The organism is Frankia canadensis (assembly GCF_900197875.1).
In the GTDB taxonomy this organism is placed as follows: Bacteria; Actinomycetota; Actinomycetes; order Frankiales; family Frankiaceae; genus Frankia; species Frankia canadensis.
Genome location: NZ_FZMO01000112.1, coordinates 1 through 13,986, shown reverse-complemented (window position 1 = coordinate 13,986; position 13,986 = coordinate 1). Strand labels below are relative to the sequence as shown.

Genomic DNA, 13,986 nt, shown 5'->3' with positions numbered 1-13,986 from the left:
GCCAGCCACCAGGGTGGGCGGACCGGCATCGAAGAGTGCCCGCCAGGCGCACTCGGTGACCGCGGCTTCCCAGTCGAGCAGGGCTTCGTAGGCGTCGAGGTTTCCACACGTGAACCCCGACCAGCGCGGTCCAGACCGCTTCCGATCGCTGCCGGCGCCTCCTGCGGGGACGCGGCGAAGAACTCGACGACCCGGATCTTCGGGGCCGACTGCTCCTCACCCGACCCGACGTAGCCGAACTCGGCGGGGTTCTTCTCGGTATCGCGCACGCCGACATCGAACCCGTCGATCGCGAGCAGCAACCGGCCCCGCAGCCACGCCCCGCGTGTGGACAGCGTCGCGCCATGCGTGGGCCCACGCCGTCGGGGGCGGCTGCGGGCTGGTCCTCGGGGTAAGCGCCCTTGCCGTCGGGCCGTTCGGGCTGGCTGCGGCATTTGCCACGTTCTGCCTGGCTGCGGCGGCCTACCTCCTACAGCGCTACGGACCGGAACGTGCGACGAGCGCGCTGCGCGACGAGGCGTTGCGGCGCGAATCCGAGCTACCCGACCCGCGCCTGGCACGCCCCTGGACGCCGACCTCCTTCCGCAAGGACGTCCATAGGCTCATCGAGATGCACTTCAGCCCGGCGCGGCCGCACCGGGCAGGGAACTGGCCCGACCACACGGCGGGGCTACGTGCGCATCTGGAAGAACGTCTCGTGCGGCGCTACGGAAACGTCGGGGTGGGCGTGGAGCCCGATCAACTGGACTGGCTGATCCTCAGGTACGCGCGGGACGCGGCGGACACATGGGATCCGGAAGCTCCGCCTTCACCGTCCAGCGCGCCGCGACCCGGGCCGACGCGGACCGATGCGCTGTTCTACCTGGGCGCGGCGCTGACGGGCCTCGCCGTGGCCCTGCTGGCCGCGAGTGGCCGATGGCTGGCCGCGGCGCTCTTCGCCGCCTCCATCGCTTCCGACAGCAGGTCGACATCCGAGGAGTCGGTGTCCTCGCCGCGCGCCACCGAGCCGAAGACGGACAGCTCGGCGACGCCGTAACGCCGGCACACCTCGGCGATCCGGCTGTCACGCAGGTCGACGGTCACCCGACCATTATCGCCTCCAGACGACGATGACCGCACGACCCAGGCACCGCCGTACGTGCGGCGCCCGCCGACATCCGACTGCCGCGCGAACCACTCCGCGGGCGGCGAGCATGCGCGAGCCGAGGTCGTCGCCCCGGCCGCCGGTGCGGCCGATGAACGGTTCTTCCTGGCTCGCACGCAACCAGCCGGCTGCCAGGACATAACGCCAGACATCGTCGGGGTACCAGGCCAGCGCATGGCGCCGCGCGGTGAGCAGATCGAGCGGGTCGTGCAGGACCACGCCGCCCGTGAGGCTGGCCAGGATCTGCGTTGGAGCCAGCAGCCAGTCCGCCACCAGGCACCACCGGGGCGAGTTGTCGATCTTACGAACGGCCTGATCGCCGCAAACGCGCAGGTCAGGGGGTGTGGACCATATGCACCAGCATCCGAACCGATTGATCTTGGTTGCTGGCCCTGACATCACTTCGGGTTCGGTCAGGCCTCGCCAAGTTCGACCTCGTGCGGGGGCTTTGCTGCTGTTAGGTTGCGGACCAGCTCCTCGCGGTGCTGCCCCGAATCGTGAAAGCGCCACATCGGCGTGCCGGGGGCAGAGCGCCAGGAGTCGCTCAGCGGGCTGTTGTCGACGGTGTCGAAGCCGAACTGGTCGTACAGTCGCGTGACGAGCTCGACGGCTTCCGGGTAGTCGCTCGAAACAGCCAACGCCATGCGGTCGGGGGCTCCGGCGGGTCGGCCAAACCGCAACAGGTTCGGAGCCTGGATGTGGGTGAACGCCTTGGTGACCTTCGACGTCGGAAGCTGTTCCTGCCGCAACTCGTGAACAGTCTTGGTGCCTGAATCTATCAAGGGGATCTGGCCGTCGCGCCAGACCATGTAGTTGTTCGTGTCGAGCACGATCTTGCCGGCCAACTCTTCGACGGGCATGTCGTTGACGACTTTGAGGGGCACTGCGACGACTGCGAAGTCCCCGGCGGCCGCAGCATCTTCGGCACGGGCGGCGTGCGCGGATGGTCCCAGGTCGGCGATGAGACCCTTCAGGGTCTCCGGTCCCCGGGAGTTGGCGATGACGACGGTGTAGCCGTTCGCGATCGCTGCGCGGGCGATCTGGCTTCCGACCTCGCCTGCGCCGATGATTCCGATGGTCGTCATGTGTGCCTCAGGGACTCGTGCTCGGTGTTTGAGGTGGGCAGGGCAGCGGAGGCCAGCAGAGCCAGCTTGTCCGCATCGCTGGAGCCAGCGTCCGGGTGATATACGACGAGCATCAGGCCCTCGGTGCCGTTGATAGCCAGTCGCTCTCGGTTGAGCGTCATCTCCCCGACCTGCGGGTGGTTGATCCGGAGGGGGGTTCCGCGCTGTCCACGTACTTCGTGCCGGGCCCAGAGCTGACGGAATCGCGGGCTTGCGAGGGAGAGCTCGCCGGTGAGTTCGATGAAGCGGGGATCGTCGATGTCGGTGCCCACGGCCTGCCGCAGACTCGCGATGAAGCATTCGGTGACATTCTCCCACTCCGGGTACAGTGCCTGCTCGGCCGGCTCCAGGAACAGGTCTCGCAGCTGGTTGCCCCCGACGGCCAGGCCCGGTGAGAGCGCGGTGGCCATGCGGTTCGCGGCGAGGACGTCGAAGTACCGGTCTTCGATGAAGGCAGGCTGCATGAGGGAGTCCAGGAGCTTCAGCGAGCCAGCGGGTGGGGGCTCCTTGCGCGGTCGGCGTTTCCGCTGTCGGGGAACCTCTGCAACTAGTGCCAGCAGGTGGGCGAAGTGGTCGTCGTCGAGCTGGAGCACGCGTGCGATCGACTCGAGCACGTGTACGGAGGGGTTGCGGTCGCGGCCCCGTTCCAGCCGTAGGTAGTAGTCGGCGCTGACGCCGGCGAGCATGGCGACTTCTTCCCGCCGCAGCCCCGGCACACGGCGCACACCGGCGTCGGGGATGCCCGCCTGCTGCGGCATGACCAGGTCGCGTCGGGCACGCAGATACCCCCCGAGGGCATTCGTCGACTCGCTCATGCGGCGAGCCTAAGCCGCTGCGCAGCGGTCAGGGGGGGTCGTGTCACACCCCAGGCTGCGGAGGGCTCTGGGTGAGTCGGTGTGCCGCGCATAGCGTGCACAACGGCCTGGTCGGGCCATGCATTTCGAGAGGACAGACATGACCGTCACACTGATCACCGGAGCCAACAAGGGCATCGGTTACGAGACCGCCAGACAGCTGCTGGAACTGGGGCACGACGTCTATATCGGTGCGCGGGATGTCGCGCGGGGTGAGGCCGCCGCAGCGGCGCTCGGGGCGCGCTTCGTCCAGCTCGACGTGACCGACGATGCCTCTGTGAGCAGCGCGCTGACGGCGATCGGCGCGGCCGAGGGCCGTCTCGACGTCCTGGTGCACAACGCAGGTGTGCTGGAGACCGGGCTCGACGGCCCCGCGGCTCTGCGCTCCTTCGACACGAACGCGGTGGGCATCGTGCGCGTCACCGAAGCCGCGCTGCCCCTGCTTCGCAAGTCGTCGAACCCCACCGTCGTCACCATCTCCAGCAGCGCCGGGTCGTTCTGGGCAGTGAACAATCCCGAGCGGCCGGAGTTCGGTCTGCCGCTGGCGCTTTACTCGGCGTCCAAGTCCGCCGCCACCATGCTCACGGTCCACTACGCCAAGTCCCAGCCGGGCATCAAGTTCAACGCCCTCGAGCCGGGCACCACCGCCACCGACATGACGGCCGCGTTCGGCATCGGACGACCGGTCGAGGAGAGCGCCCGAGTCGTCGTGCGTCTGGCCACCCTGGACCCGACCGGCCCGACCGGGACCTTTCAGGACGAGGCAGGAGAGCTGCCCTGGTGAGCACCTGCGAACAACTGGAGCTTGCCGATACTCGCCTGCGCGTGGCGGGCGGACGCGGCGAGACGGCCGGAAATCCGGCCTGGGCCGGTGTCGTCTCGCTGAGCCTGGGGATCTTCGCGATCGTCATGTCGGAGTTCCTGCCAGCGAGTCTGCTGCCACGCGTCGCCGAGGACCTCCGCGTGTCGGCCGGCGCGGCGGGGCAGGCCGTCAGCGTCACCGCATTCGCTGCCGCCCTGGCGGCTCTGGTCATCTCGGTGGTCCTGCCGCGTGCCGATCGGCGCCACGTCATGATCGTCCTCACCGTTCTTGCTGCCGTCTCCGACTTGATCGTGGCGATCGCACCCAACCTCTACGTGCTGCTGGCCGCGCGGCTCCTGCTGGGTGTCGCGCTCGGCGGGTTCTGGGCGATGGCCGCCGCGATGGCCGCGCACCTGGTGCCCACCGACCACGTCGGTCGAGCGCTGACCGTCATCAACTCCGGCGTCTCGGGCGCCACTGTCGCAGCCGTTCCGCTCGGCGCCTGGCTAGGCGGGGTCTGGGGATGGCGGGGGGTGTTCTTGCTCGGCGCCGGCGTTGCGGTGCTCGCTGTGATCGCGCAGGCGGCGACACTGCCGAACGTCACTCCCGCAGCGGCAGGCGGGCTTCGGGCGCTCGGATCGGTACTGCGCTCCAGCATAGTCCTGGTCGGCCTGTTCGCGATACTGCTGATCTTCGGCGGGCATTTCAGCGGATTCACCTATATCCGGACGGCCGTGCAGGACCTGTCCGGCATCGACGACGCCGGCTTCGCGGTGCTGCTGCTCGTGTTCGGTGTCGCCAGCTTCCTCGGCACGGTGCTCAGTGGTCCTCTGGCCGACCGCGCTCCCCTGGTGGGCGTGTTCCTGTTCCCTGCTGCGCTGGGGGTAGGGATGCTCGTCATGCGCCTGACCGGTGGCTCGGTCGTCGGCCTGTTCATCGCCGCCGCGGTGTGGGGTCTCGCGTTCGGCGGTGTGCCGACCACGATCCTGAGCTGGGGCGCCCGGACCGAGCCGGCACGACTCGAGCAGATCGGTGGGGCCATCGTGACGGTCTGCAACATCGGGATCGCCGTCGGCGCAACCGTCGGTGGGGTACTCGTTGACGGCGTCTCGGCCAGCACACCGCTGCTGGTCGGTGGCGTCGCGTCGATCGGAGGCGCCGCGGTGCTCGTGACCGCACGCAGGCGGCGCCAGCGGTAGTTGCGACGGATCAGCGGCGGGCGGCGGACTGGGGCTGCTGGCGGTGTTCCTGGCCGTTACGGTGCCGCTGGTGGTCGCGCCGAGGACGTCCTGCACTGGCAGCACCGCCAACGCCCAATCTCCGCTGAGACGTTGCGCAAACGGCTGCACGTCGGCGCCGACACCGCCCGCGGCCTGGTCGCGCAGATCCGTAGCGACACGCATCCAACACTCGACAACCAGCCGCCAGAGGCGGCCTCAACCTAGCCCGCGCCGGTCGACGAGCATAGGACCGTGTCGGCGCGCGCCGACACGGTGCTATGGGCTCTGGTGCCGGCCGCGCCTACTGCGCCTCGCTGAGATGGACCATGGCGTCGTACAACTGCTCGTACGTCATCGGCGGCTCGGGGATCGGATGTGCCCGCTCGGCCCGGTAGGCGTCGAGCATGAGGTAGAGGTAACGCCGCCAGGCGTTGGGCGCCGTGGCGCTGGTGGCCTCGATGATCCTGCCGTTCGACCAGATGAGGTTGACGATGTCGGCCAGGGTGATATCGCAGCGAGCCTCGCCGGCTTCTTGGGCCCGGGTGAGCATGTCCACGATCTGTTGGCACATCTCGTCGTGGATGCGCTCGGTCTCGGCGCTGTCGGTGAAGCGGCGGGAGAGGAAGTCGTTGAAACCCCGGTCTCCCGCCTGCATGCCGAACAGGTGCTCCAGGTAGTAGACGAAACCTTCCCACGGGTCGTTCATCTCCAGGGCCTTGTTGGCCCCGTCGAGGAACTCCTGAAGCCGGGGCTGGAAGGCGGCCATGAGCAGGTCCAGGCGGGTTGGGAAGTGGCGGTACAGGGTGCCGATGGCTACGCCGGCGTCGCGTGCGATCTTCTCCAGGGAGGCATCCACGCCGTGTGCGGCGAATTCGCGCTGCGCCGCGGCGAGGAGCTTGTCTCGGCGCTCCCGGGCGTCGCGGCGCAGGGGCCGTCGCATCTGCTCCACGTCGCGGCCGCTCACTTCGTCAGTTTACCAGCGATGGTGAGGGCGACCTCCCTTTCCGCGCCGCTCAGGAGCCCGGCCGAGCGCGGTTGACCTCGGTGAGCTCGTCGGCATGGTCGTGCGCGACGTGGCTGACGGCGCGCGGCAGCACCGTGGCGGCCCAGCTGGCTGACGATCCCGGTGGCCATCCCGCGAGCATGACGTTCGTTCGGCGCCCTGGGCGCGGCGGCAGGGCCGAGAAACAGGCCGGGTGGCTGCCGGGACCGGGCGGTACCCGGCCTGGATGTCCCCGCCGTCGCGGGCAGCGTCCGCGACCAGGCGGCGAGGGGCACCTCGTCTCCCCTCATCCCTCTGGTGCCGCCAGATGTCGAGGCCCGAAACTGCCGCCAACTTGAGGCACCCCTCCGGAATATGGTGAGGTACCCCTCCGTTCAGGTAGACAGCAACGACCGGAGGGGTGCCTCATCTTGGTGCTCTGACCTGACCGCACGAGGAGCGAAGCAGATGAGCACTATGGAGCCGTCCGCCTCCGGGGCGCAGGCGCCTGCGCGGCCCGCGGAGGCCGTCGGAGCGCGCCTGGCCGCTTCGCCCGATCCCGATGACGAGCGGCGCTGGATGGCTCTGGGTGTCCTCGTCATCGCCCAGATCATGATCCTGCTGGATGCGACCGTCGTGAACGTTGCCCTGCCCTCGGCGCAGGCCGACCTCGGCTTCTCCGACGCCAGCCGCCAGTGGGTGATCACCGCCTACGTGCTGGCCTTCGGCAGCTTGCTTCCGCTGGGAGGCCGGCTGGGCGACGTGCTCGGCCGCAGGACCATGTTCATCGTGGGACTGCTGGGGTTCGCGATTGCCTCCGCTGCCGGCGGCGCGGCCCCGAACATCGGCACGCTGATCGCCGCCCGGGCCGCCCAGGGCGGGTTCGCCGCAGTTCTCGCGCCGGCGGCGTTGTCGCTGATCACGGTGATTTTCACCGACCTCAAGGAGCTGAACAAGGCGTTCGGGATCTTCGGTGCGGTGTCCGGCAGCGCCGGCGCCGTCGGCCTGCTGCTGGGCGGGCTGCTGACCGACTACGTGGACTGGCGCTGGTGCATGTACGTCAACATCGTCCTCGCGGTCGCCGGGATCATCGGTGGCCTCACACTGCTGCACAACTCCGCCGAGCCCGACAAGCCCAGGCTTTCCGTGCCGAGCACGGTCGTCGGCTCGGCGGCGGTCTTCGGGTTGGTCTTCGGGTCGGCCAAGGCCCAGACCGACGGCTGGGGTTCGGCGGTCACACTGACCCCGCTCATCGCCGGCGGTCTCCTACTGGCCGGCTTCGTCGTGCTCCAGCAGGTCGCCCGCCACCCGCTCATCCCGCTGCGGGTGGTCGCCGACCGCAACCGTGGTGCCGCCTACCTGACGCTCTTCCTGGCGAACGCGGCGGTGTTCGCGCTGTTCCTGTTCCTGACCTATTACTTCCAGGGTGTGCTGGGCTACTCGCCGATCATGACCGGCGTCGCGTTCCTGCCGATGATGGCGGCGATCGCCGTAGTCGCCACGCTGACCCAGGGCGTGCTGCTGCGGCACCTGACCATGCGGGTCATCGTCGCCGCCGGCTTGATCGCCTCCGGTGCCGGAGCCGCGTTGCTGACCCAGGCCGGTGTGGGCAGCCCGTACGCGGCCTGGGTGCTGCCCGGGCTGGTCCTGGTCGGGACCGGCATCGGGTCTGCCGCCGTCGTGGCAGTCGCGGTTGGGCAGCAGGGTGTCGATCCGCGCGACGCTGGTACGGCGGGGGCGCTCAACAACGTCTCCCAGCAGCTCGGCTCGGCGCTCGGCGTCGCCTTGATCAGCACCTTCGTCGCCAGCGCCACCAGCCACTACCTGACCCGCCACGGCAGCACTGCCGTCGTCGGCGCAACCGTGCACGGGTTCACCGTCGGCTACTGGTGGGCCGCTGGCATCTTCTGGGCCGCTGCCGTCCTCTGCAGTGCCCTGATCCGCGGCGGCACCCGGCTCCATCACGAGGCCGGCCAGCCCGAGCCCCTCGACGAGATCGCCGGCGGACTGATCTGACAGCCCGTGGCGGGCGGCGCCCCGGTGGCAGGACGGATCGCGGCGCCAACCACCAAAACACAAACCACAACCAACAGAAAGGCCAGTTCACCATGCCCAAGCTCGATGGCAAAGTCGCAGTGATCACCGGAGCGACGTCTGGGATGGCGCTAGCAACGGCCAAGCTGTTCGTGGCTGAAGGCGCCCACGTGTTCATCACCGGACGACGCAAAGACAAAGTGGACGAGGCGGTCACCGCCATCGGCCACAACGTAACGGGCGTGCAGGCGGACTCAGGAAACCTGAACGACCTCGCCCGCTTGGCCGACACCGTGCGGGAGCATCACGGACGAGTCGACGTCCTGTTCGCCAGCGCCGGCATCGGCTCGGTATCCGACCCGCTGGGCAGCATCACCCCGGACTCGTTCGACACGCTCGTGGCCGTCAACTTCCGGGGCACCGTGTTCACCGTTCAATACCTGCTGCCGTTGATGAGCGACGGCGCGTCGATCATCTTGAACGGCACGACCAGCGCGACCAAGGGCATCCCCGGCGCCGGGATTTACTCGGCGAGCAAGGCAGCCGTTCGCTCACTCGCGCGCACCTGGGCCGCGGAGCTGAAGGACCGCGGCATCCGGGTAAACGTCATCAGTCCCGGCTCGATCGACACCGCGCTCTTCAGCACCGTCACCCCGGAATTCCGGGAGCAGATCACCTCCGCCATCCCCCTGGGACGGCTGGGGACCAGTGAAGAGATCGCGGCCACCGCGCTGTTCCTCGCCTCTGCGGACGCCGGCTTCATCACCGGCGCAAACCTGGTCGTCGATGGCGGGTTCAGTCAAGTCTGAGCCATCCGGCCGGGCAGCTGACCCCCGGTCCCTTCAAAGCAAAAAGTTCATCCCAGACTACAGAAAGTGAGTACCCGTCCATGAGTGGCATCAGCTTCGTCGGCCTGGGCGGCATGGCCCGCGCCATAGCCGCCCGCGCAGTCGAGGGCGGCAACGCCGTCGAGGTCATCGGCCGCGACCAGGCCAAGGCCAAGGACCTGGCCGCCGAACTCGGCGGCGGCGCGACGGCCGGGACATTCGGCACCGTGCCGGCCGGCGACATCGTCATCCTCGCCGTGCCCTACACCAGCGCCGCGCAGGTCCTCGCCCAGTACGGGGACGCACTGGCCGGCAAGGTCGTCATCGATATCTCGAACACCTTCAACGCCGACGCCACCGCGCTGGTCACCCCTGACGGCTCGTCCGGCGCGCAGGAGATCGCCAAGGCCGCCCCGGCCAGCGCGCATGTCGTGAAGGCGTTCAACACCGTCTTCGGCCACGTCCTGGCCCAGGGCGGCCCACTGGACGTGCTCATAGCCGGCGACGACGCGGACGCCAAGGCGAGCGTGTCGGCGTTCATCGAGAGCCTCGGGCTGCGCCCGCTGGATGCCGGCGACCTGGCGGCGGCGCACTGGCTGGAGGCGGCGGGCCCGCTGCTGATGGGCCTGGCCAGCCATGGCGCAGGGTTCAACATCAGCCTCGGCGTCAACGTCCCGGACTGAAGCCCGCTTGCAGTTCCAGCGCCGCGCACTGGCACCAGGCGGCCATCCCGGGCAGGCAGGGTTCCGCCTGCCCGGGATGTCGGCGGCCCCTGTGCCATCCGACCTGCAGGCAATCGACTCTGACGACCCGGGACTGCCCGCGTCCGGCACCGGCGAAGACGTCATCAAACAGGTCGGCGACAACATCTCATCGTGGCTGGCCACACACGAAAGACTGAAGGAGACACCCGTGCCTGACTACGGCCATCCTCTGCGTTTCGCAACGTTCATCTCTCCCGCCAACTCCCCGGCGGACCGTCCGGTCGAGCTGGCGCAGCGCAGTGAGCGGCTCGGTTTCGACTTCGTCACCTTCCAGGATCATCCCTACCAGTCGAGTTTCCTCGATACCTGGACCCTGCTGAGCTGGGTGGCAGCGCGGACCGAGCGCATCGGCGTGTCCGCCAACGTGCTGAACCTGCCTCTGCGCCAGCCCCCCGCCGTGCTCGCCCGCGCGGCTGCCAGCCTCGACCTGCTCTCCGGTGGACGGACGAGCCTCGGGATCGGGGCCGGCTTCTACTGGGACGCCGTACAGGCGGCCGGCGGACGGCGGCTGACCCCGCTGCAGGGCGTGGCGGCGCTCGGCGAGGCCATCGACGTGATCCGCGGGATCTGGGACGTCGACGTGCCCGGCACCCTCAATGCCGACGGCGAGTTCTACAAGGTCCACGGCGCCGAGCGCGGACCCGCGCCCGCACATGAGATCCCGATCTGGCTCGGCGCCCACAAGCCGAGGATGCAGGACCTGGTGGGACGCAAGGCCGACGGCTGGCTGCCGTCGCTGCCGGTCATGGAGCCCGGCGGCCTGCCCAAGGGAAACGCGATCATCGACGACGCCGCACGGGCCGCGGGCCGCGACCCCCGCGAGATCACCCGTCTGCTCAACATCTTCCCGGACCAGCAGACCCCGGAAGCACTGGCCCAGATGACCCTCCAGGACGGCGTCAGCATCTTCATCCTGGCCAGCGACGACCCGGACGTGCTCGAACGCTTCGCCGCCGAATCGATACCCGCCGTACGCGAACACGTCGCCCGGGGACGCAGATAGCACGCGTGCCCGCTTCGGCATCGCTCACGCGCCGGCCGCCGACCGGACTGAGCTCCACCTCGAAGCATTCGCGACCTCCCGTCCGCATGCCGGCCGTGAGGTCGGCCGGCATCTGCTCGCCGCGGTCATCCGCGAGGCGAACTCCCGCGGCGCCGAACAAGTACGGGCCGACTGCTGGGCCGGCGGCGAAGGACGACTCGTTCGCTACCACGAGCAGCGCTGTGAGGAGTCCCGCGCGGGAACTCGGACCTACTTCCTTGACTGCGGTCCTTGATTGTTTGGCGAGGATGCGGTGGCGGTGATCCGGAATGGTCACGCCGCTCAGGGCGAGAGCGCGGGTTCGTCTGGGGTGGAGTGTTCGGGGAACGGGTCCTCGGCGAGGTGGCCCAGGATCCGTTCGTTGAGGGCGGTGAGGATGTCGAGTTCGGCGGGGGTGAGCAGGTCGATGAAGTGCCGGCGGACGTTGCGCACGTGCTGGGGCGCGGCGTCCTCGATGGCGCGGCGTCCAGCGGGCAGGAGGCGGATCATGGAGCTGCGGGCATCGGCTGGGTTGGTTTCCCGGACGATGAACCCATGCTCCTGCATGCGCCGGGTCTGGTGGGAGAGGCGGCTCTTCTCCCACTGCAGCAGGGCGCACAGTTCCCGAGCGGGCAGACTGCCCGTGGCGTGCTCCGAGAGCACAGCGAGGATTTCGTAGTCGGCCTCCGTCAGTCCGGAGTCCTCCAGAAGGTGCCGGCGCAGACGGACGGCGAGCTGGTGGTGCGCGTGCATGAAGGCCCGCCAGGCGCGGTCTTCACGGGGGCTGAGCCAGGTCGGTTCCGTCGGCATGCGGCGATATTACCTGCTGGTTGACACGTCAACCAAGAGCCAATACGGTCGACGAGTCAACCAAGATCTCGGCGCTCCGGGAAACACATCGTGAGCATCGTCGGCCTGCACAGCCAGAGCCACATCTCCATCGCATCCGGCGCGTGACGCCATCCGGCGGGGTCGTCCCGCGCCGGGCACGCCCGGATCCCGGCTGCTCCCACGCCCCCGCTCAACAGGAGTGACCCATGAAGTTTGGAATGATCGGCGCGGGAACGGTCTCGCGCGCCATCGCCGGCCACGTGGTCAAGGCCGGTCACGACGTGGTCTTCAGCAACAGTCGCGGTCCGGGCACCCTCGACGCCGTCGTCGACGCCTTCGGTCCCCGCGCGTCGGCCGGCACCGTCGCCGAGGCGGGAGCCGCGGACTTCGTCGTGCTCGCCGTGCGCTGGACACGGGTGCGCGACGCGGTAGGCAACCTGCCCACCCGCGACGGCCGGATCGTTATCGACGCCACGAACCAGTGGGCCAGCCTGACCCCCACCTTCGTCGCCGACCACCTCGAGATCGGAGGCAGCGAACTGGTCGCCTCACTGATCCCCGGCGCCCACGTCATCAAGGCCTTCGACAACATGTACGGCCCCTACATCGCCGCCGACCCCGTCACCGACGCGGGCCGCCGGATCCTCTTCTACGCCGGCGACGACGGGACCTCGAAGGATCTCTTCCGCTCCGTTGTCGAGGACTTCGGATTCGCGCCCGTCGACCTCGGCCCGCTTGAGATGGGACGCCTGATGCAGGTGGACGGCGGACCGCTGAGCGGACTGCACGCCGTCCGAGAAGACCGCGCCCTGCAGATGGTTGACGCATCATCTAACCAGCCGTAAGTTGGTTGAGTAATCAACTTTCCACCACCATCGCGAGGAGCGGCAGATGTCCGACACCGCCCAGCCCATTTCCGATCTCATCGGCGAGTACGTCATCGACCCGGCCCGCACTCGCATCGGCTTCGTGGCTCGCCACGCCATATAGGGACGAAGGTCCGCGGCTCGTTCACCGAGTTCGCGGGCACGGTCCGCCTCGATGAGGAGATCCCGGCGAACTCGAGCGCGCAGATCGTGATCAAGGTGCGCAGCATCGACACCGGCAACGCCGATGGCCGTCATCCCCGGCTCCCGACAGCCCAACCCGAGCAGATCACTCCGCTCTACTGGGAGCTACACACCACCGACCGTGACGAGGCCGAGCGCGTGAACGGCCTCTGACACCACACCAGCCACACGTGGCTCGCCGGTGCCTGATCGCGCCGCAGCCCACGGGCCGAGGCGCGATCCGACGCGACGGTTCCCGCCTCGATGACGACTCGCACCGCGATGCGTCCTGGCCGTGCTACGCGAGACCATCCGCAGGCGGCTCGTTGGCGGTGCCTACAGTTCCGCCGGCTCTGCCCGGCTACTGGGCGGGGCGTCGGCAGTGCCGGCGGTCAGGTGTCGGCGTCGCTTCCCGTGTCGCCTTCGTGGTTGACCTTCTCATACGCCTCGCCGAGGGCGTAGACCTCGGGGAACATCAGCTCGTCCACCTGGCTGATCAGTGCGAGAGACGAAGCCGCGCACCTGTTGCGCCTGGTCGGTCACTCCCAGAGACGGAGACAGCGGTCGAACGTCCGCGGTAGTGGCAGTGGAGGGACCCGTGTACCGGCACCCAGGAGCTGCCGGTACACGAGTCCCTGGGGGATGGGACTGGTCAGGCTCCCACGCGGACGAGAGTGATTGAGGTGAGCCCGGAGACGTACCGGCCGCCCTTGGTGTCATCGGGCACAGTCAACCGTGGGCCCTCGGTAGCCAGGGAGCGGCCGTCCTCACTGGAGGCGAGCAGCGCCTGGGTGCCGCCGAAGCCGTCGACGAGCTCGGGCCAGGACAGGACCGCCTCGTAGCCGTCGCTGGCGTGCACGAGGACCGCGTAGCGGAGCAGGTCGTTCTTGACGTCGGCACGGAAGGCCGGGCCGGCAGCGGTCAGGATGTCGATGAGCTTGGCCCCGGTGTAGGTGTGCGTCTGGGGCCCGGTGCCGCTCTGGAAGGTCACATGCTGGGTGTACTGCGGGTACCGGGCCAGGTCGGCGACGGTGAGGCGGGCAGGGTGGGCGACCTTGCCCTTCACGAAGAAGATGCCCTGGGCTGGGATCGGGGGGTGGTGCCCCGCGGGCGGGCGGGCGGCGGTCTGGGTGCTCGGCGTGGTCCCGGCGGCCTCGGCGGCCGTCCCCGGCAGGAGCGCGACCGCGCCCGCGATCAGGAGCGCGGGGACGGCGAACAGGACGGTGAACCGCCGGGTGAAGACCCGGCGGAGGGGATGCGACGACATCTGCACGTTTCTCTGACGCCAGGAACGTCCTCGCCGCCCGCCACCTACCCGCGCGGCCAGGGCTAAA

Annotated in this window: 17 protein-coding genes and 1 pseudogene; 10 read left to right on the top strand and 8 right to left on the bottom strand. The window is 69.1% G+C overall.

Features of this window, described 5'->3' with window-relative positions:
- Positions 1-858 precede the first annotated feature (858 nt).
- The 4 genes from C1A33_RS36510 to C1A33_RS11115 all read right to left on the bottom strand — a co-directional run bounded on the left by C1A33_RS36510 (position 859) and on the right by C1A33_RS11115 (position 3,083).
- Entirely contained in the window at positions 859-1,047 is a 189-nt protein-coding gene (locus tag C1A33_RS36510; protein WP_243407447.1) for a nucleotidyltransferase family protein, read from the bottom strand.
- 43 nt (positions 1,048-1,090) lie between these two features.
- Positions 1,091-1,417 (bottom strand): DUF4037 domain-containing protein, encoded by a 327-nt coding sequence (locus tag C1A33_RS11125; RefSeq protein WP_243407427.1) that lies wholly within the window; start codon positions 1,415-1,417, stop codon positions 1,091-1,093.
- 140 nt (positions 1,418-1,557) lie between these two features.
- The gene (locus C1A33_RS11120) at positions 1,558-2,229 is read right to left on the bottom strand and encodes an NADPH-dependent F420 reductase (protein ID WP_101831438.1); all 672 of its coding nucleotides are present in this window, start codon (positions 2,227-2,229) and stop codon (positions 1,558-1,560) included.
- A complete protein-coding gene (locus C1A33_RS11115) occupies positions 2,226-3,083 on the bottom strand; it encodes a helix-turn-helix domain-containing protein (RefSeq protein WP_101831437.1) in 858 nt (285 codons plus the stop codon). Before C1A33_RS11115 ends, C1A33_RS11120 begins: the two co-directional genes overlap by 4 nt.
- A gap of 139 nt (positions 3,084-3,222) precedes the next feature.
- Between C1A33_RS11115 and C1A33_RS11110 the strand changes: the two genes are divergently transcribed.
- Complete coding sequence (locus tag C1A33_RS11110) at positions 3,223-3,906, top strand: SDR family NAD(P)-dependent oxidoreductase (RefSeq protein ID WP_101831436.1); 684 nt, start codon at positions 3,223-3,225, stop codon at positions 3,904-3,906.
- On the top strand, positions 3,903-5,123 hold the full coding sequence (locus tag C1A33_RS11105; RefSeq protein ID WP_243407426.1) for an MFS transporter: 1,221 nt from the start codon (positions 3,903-3,905) through the stop codon (positions 5,121-5,123). The genes C1A33_RS11110 and C1A33_RS11105 overlap by 4 nt, the downstream gene beginning before the upstream one ends.
- Before the next feature lie 322 nt (positions 5,124-5,445).
- Here the strand turns inward: C1A33_RS11105 and C1A33_RS11095 are convergent, their stop codons facing one another.
- Together C1A33_RS11095 and C1A33_RS37410 are read right to left on the bottom strand one after the other, a co-directional pair.
- Complete coding sequence (locus C1A33_RS11095; RefSeq protein WP_101831539.1) at positions 5,446-6,084, bottom strand: TetR/AcrR family transcriptional regulator; 639 nt, start codon at positions 6,082-6,084, stop codon at positions 5,446-5,448.
- A 73-nt stretch (positions 6,085-6,157) separates the two neighbouring features.
- Positions 6,158-6,289, bottom strand: a complete 132-nt coding sequence (locus C1A33_RS37410; protein WP_279354613.1) for a hypothetical protein — start codon at positions 6,287-6,289, stop codon at positions 6,158-6,160.
- Between the two features lie 305 nt (positions 6,290-6,594).
- Here C1A33_RS37410 and C1A33_RS11090 point away from each other — a divergent pair, with 305 nt between their 5' ends.
- From C1A33_RS11090 to C1A33_RS37890, 5 genes are all read left to right on the top strand, one after another.
- Positions 6,595-8,142, top strand: coding sequence for an MFS transporter (locus C1A33_RS11090; protein ID WP_101831433.1), 1,548 nt, complete (start codon positions 6,595-6,597; stop codon positions 8,140-8,142).
- A gap of 92 nt (positions 8,143-8,234) precedes the next feature.
- Positions 8,235-8,969 carry an SDR family NAD(P)-dependent oxidoreductase gene (locus C1A33_RS11085; RefSeq protein WP_101831432.1) on the top strand — a complete coding sequence of 245 codons (735 nt, stop codon included), beginning with the start codon at positions 8,235-8,237 and terminating at the stop codon, positions 8,967-8,969.
- Positions 8,970-9,049: 80 nt separating this feature from the next.
- Complete coding sequence (locus C1A33_RS11080) at positions 9,050-9,670, top strand: NADPH-dependent F420 reductase (protein ID WP_101831431.1); 621 nt, start codon at positions 9,050-9,052, stop codon at positions 9,668-9,670.
- Between the two features lie 229 nt (positions 9,671-9,899).
- A complete protein-coding gene (locus tag C1A33_RS11075) occupies positions 9,900-10,754 on the top strand; it encodes an LLM class flavin-dependent oxidoreductase (protein ID WP_243407425.1) in 855 nt (284 codons plus the stop codon).
- Positions 10,755-10,773: 19 nt separating this feature from the next.
- Positions 10,774-11,028 (top strand): GNAT family N-acetyltransferase, encoded by a 255-nt coding sequence (locus C1A33_RS37890; RefSeq protein WP_423748062.1) that lies wholly within the window; start codon positions 10,774-10,776, stop codon positions 11,026-11,028.
- Positions 11,029-11,075: 47 nt separating this feature from the next.
- Here C1A33_RS37890 and C1A33_RS11070 read toward each other — a convergent pair whose 3' ends face one another.
- On the bottom strand, positions 11,076-11,582 hold the full coding sequence (locus C1A33_RS11070) for a MarR family winged helix-turn-helix transcriptional regulator (RefSeq protein ID WP_101831429.1): 507 nt from the start codon (positions 11,580-11,582) through the stop codon (positions 11,076-11,078).
- A 227-nt stretch (positions 11,583-11,809) separates the two neighbouring features.
- Between C1A33_RS11070 and C1A33_RS11065 the strand changes: the two genes are divergently transcribed.
- The 3 genes and pseudogenes from C1A33_RS11065 (at position 11,810) to C1A33_RS35675 (ending at position 12,826) form a co-directional block, all read left to right on the top strand.
- Complete coding sequence (locus C1A33_RS11065; RefSeq protein ID WP_101831428.1) at positions 11,810-12,448, top strand: NADPH-dependent F420 reductase; 639 nt, start codon at positions 11,810-11,812, stop codon at positions 12,446-12,448.
- A 141-nt stretch (positions 12,449-12,589) separates the two neighbouring features.
- Positions 12,590-12,658, top strand: a pseudogene (locus C1A33_RS37885) (hypothetical protein); the annotation flags it as partial.
- Between the two features lie 21 nt (positions 12,659-12,679).
- On the top strand, positions 12,680-12,826 hold the full coding sequence (locus tag C1A33_RS35675) for a hypothetical protein (protein WP_243407424.1): 147 nt from the start codon (positions 12,680-12,682) through the stop codon (positions 12,824-12,826).
- Between the two features lie 478 nt (positions 12,827-13,304).
- Here C1A33_RS35675 and C1A33_RS11055 read toward each other — a convergent pair whose 3' ends face one another.
- Positions 13,305-13,919 carry a molybdopterin-dependent oxidoreductase gene (locus C1A33_RS11055; RefSeq protein WP_101831427.1) on the bottom strand — a complete coding sequence of 205 codons (615 nt, stop codon included), beginning with the start codon at positions 13,917-13,919 and terminating at the stop codon, positions 13,305-13,307.
- Positions 13,920-13,986 lie beyond the last annotated feature (67 nt).

What these genes read in the sequence shown, in the direction of transcription:
- C1A33_RS11120 (WP_101831438.1), bottom strand. Translation starts at nt 2,229, where the DNA reads ATGACGACCATCGGAATCATCGGCGCAGGCGAGGTCGGAAGCCAGATC.
- C1A33_RS11115 (WP_101831437.1), bottom strand. Translation starts at nt 3,083, where the DNA reads ATGAGCGAGTCGACGAATGCCCTCGGGGGGTATCTGCGTGCCCGACGC.
- C1A33_RS11110 (WP_101831436.1), top strand. Translation starts at nt 3,223, where the DNA reads ATGACCGTCACACTGATCACCGGAGCCAACAAGGGCATCGGTTACGAG.
- C1A33_RS11095 (WP_101831539.1), bottom strand. Translation starts at nt 6,084, where the DNA reads ATGCGACGGCCCCTGCGCCGCGACGCCCGGGAGCGCCGAGACAAGCTC.
- C1A33_RS37410 (WP_279354613.1), bottom strand. Translation starts at nt 6,289, where the DNA reads ATGCTCGCGGGATGGCCACCGGGATCGTCAGCCAGCTGGGCCGCCACG.
- C1A33_RS11090 (WP_101831433.1), top strand. Translation starts at nt 6,595, where the DNA reads ATGAGCACTATGGAGCCGTCCGCCTCCGGGGCGCAGGCGCCTGCGCGG.
- C1A33_RS11085 (WP_101831432.1), top strand. Translation starts at nt 8,235, where the DNA reads ATGCCCAAGCTCGATGGCAAAGTCGCAGTGATCACCGGAGCGACGTCT.
- C1A33_RS11080 (WP_101831431.1), top strand. Translation starts at nt 9,050, where the DNA reads ATGAGTGGCATCAGCTTCGTCGGCCTGGGCGGCATGGCCCGCGCCATA.
- C1A33_RS11070 (WP_101831429.1), bottom strand. Translation starts at nt 11,582, where the DNA reads ATGCCGACGGAACCGACCTGGCTCAGCCCCCGTGAAGACCGCGCCTGG.
- C1A33_RS11065 (WP_101831428.1), top strand. Translation starts at nt 11,810, where the DNA reads ATGAAGTTTGGAATGATCGGCGCGGGAACGGTCTCGCGCGCCATCGCC.
- C1A33_RS11055 (WP_101831427.1), bottom strand. Translation starts at nt 13,919, where the DNA reads ATGTCGTCGCATCCCCTCCGCCGGGTCTTCACCCGGCGGTTCACCGTC.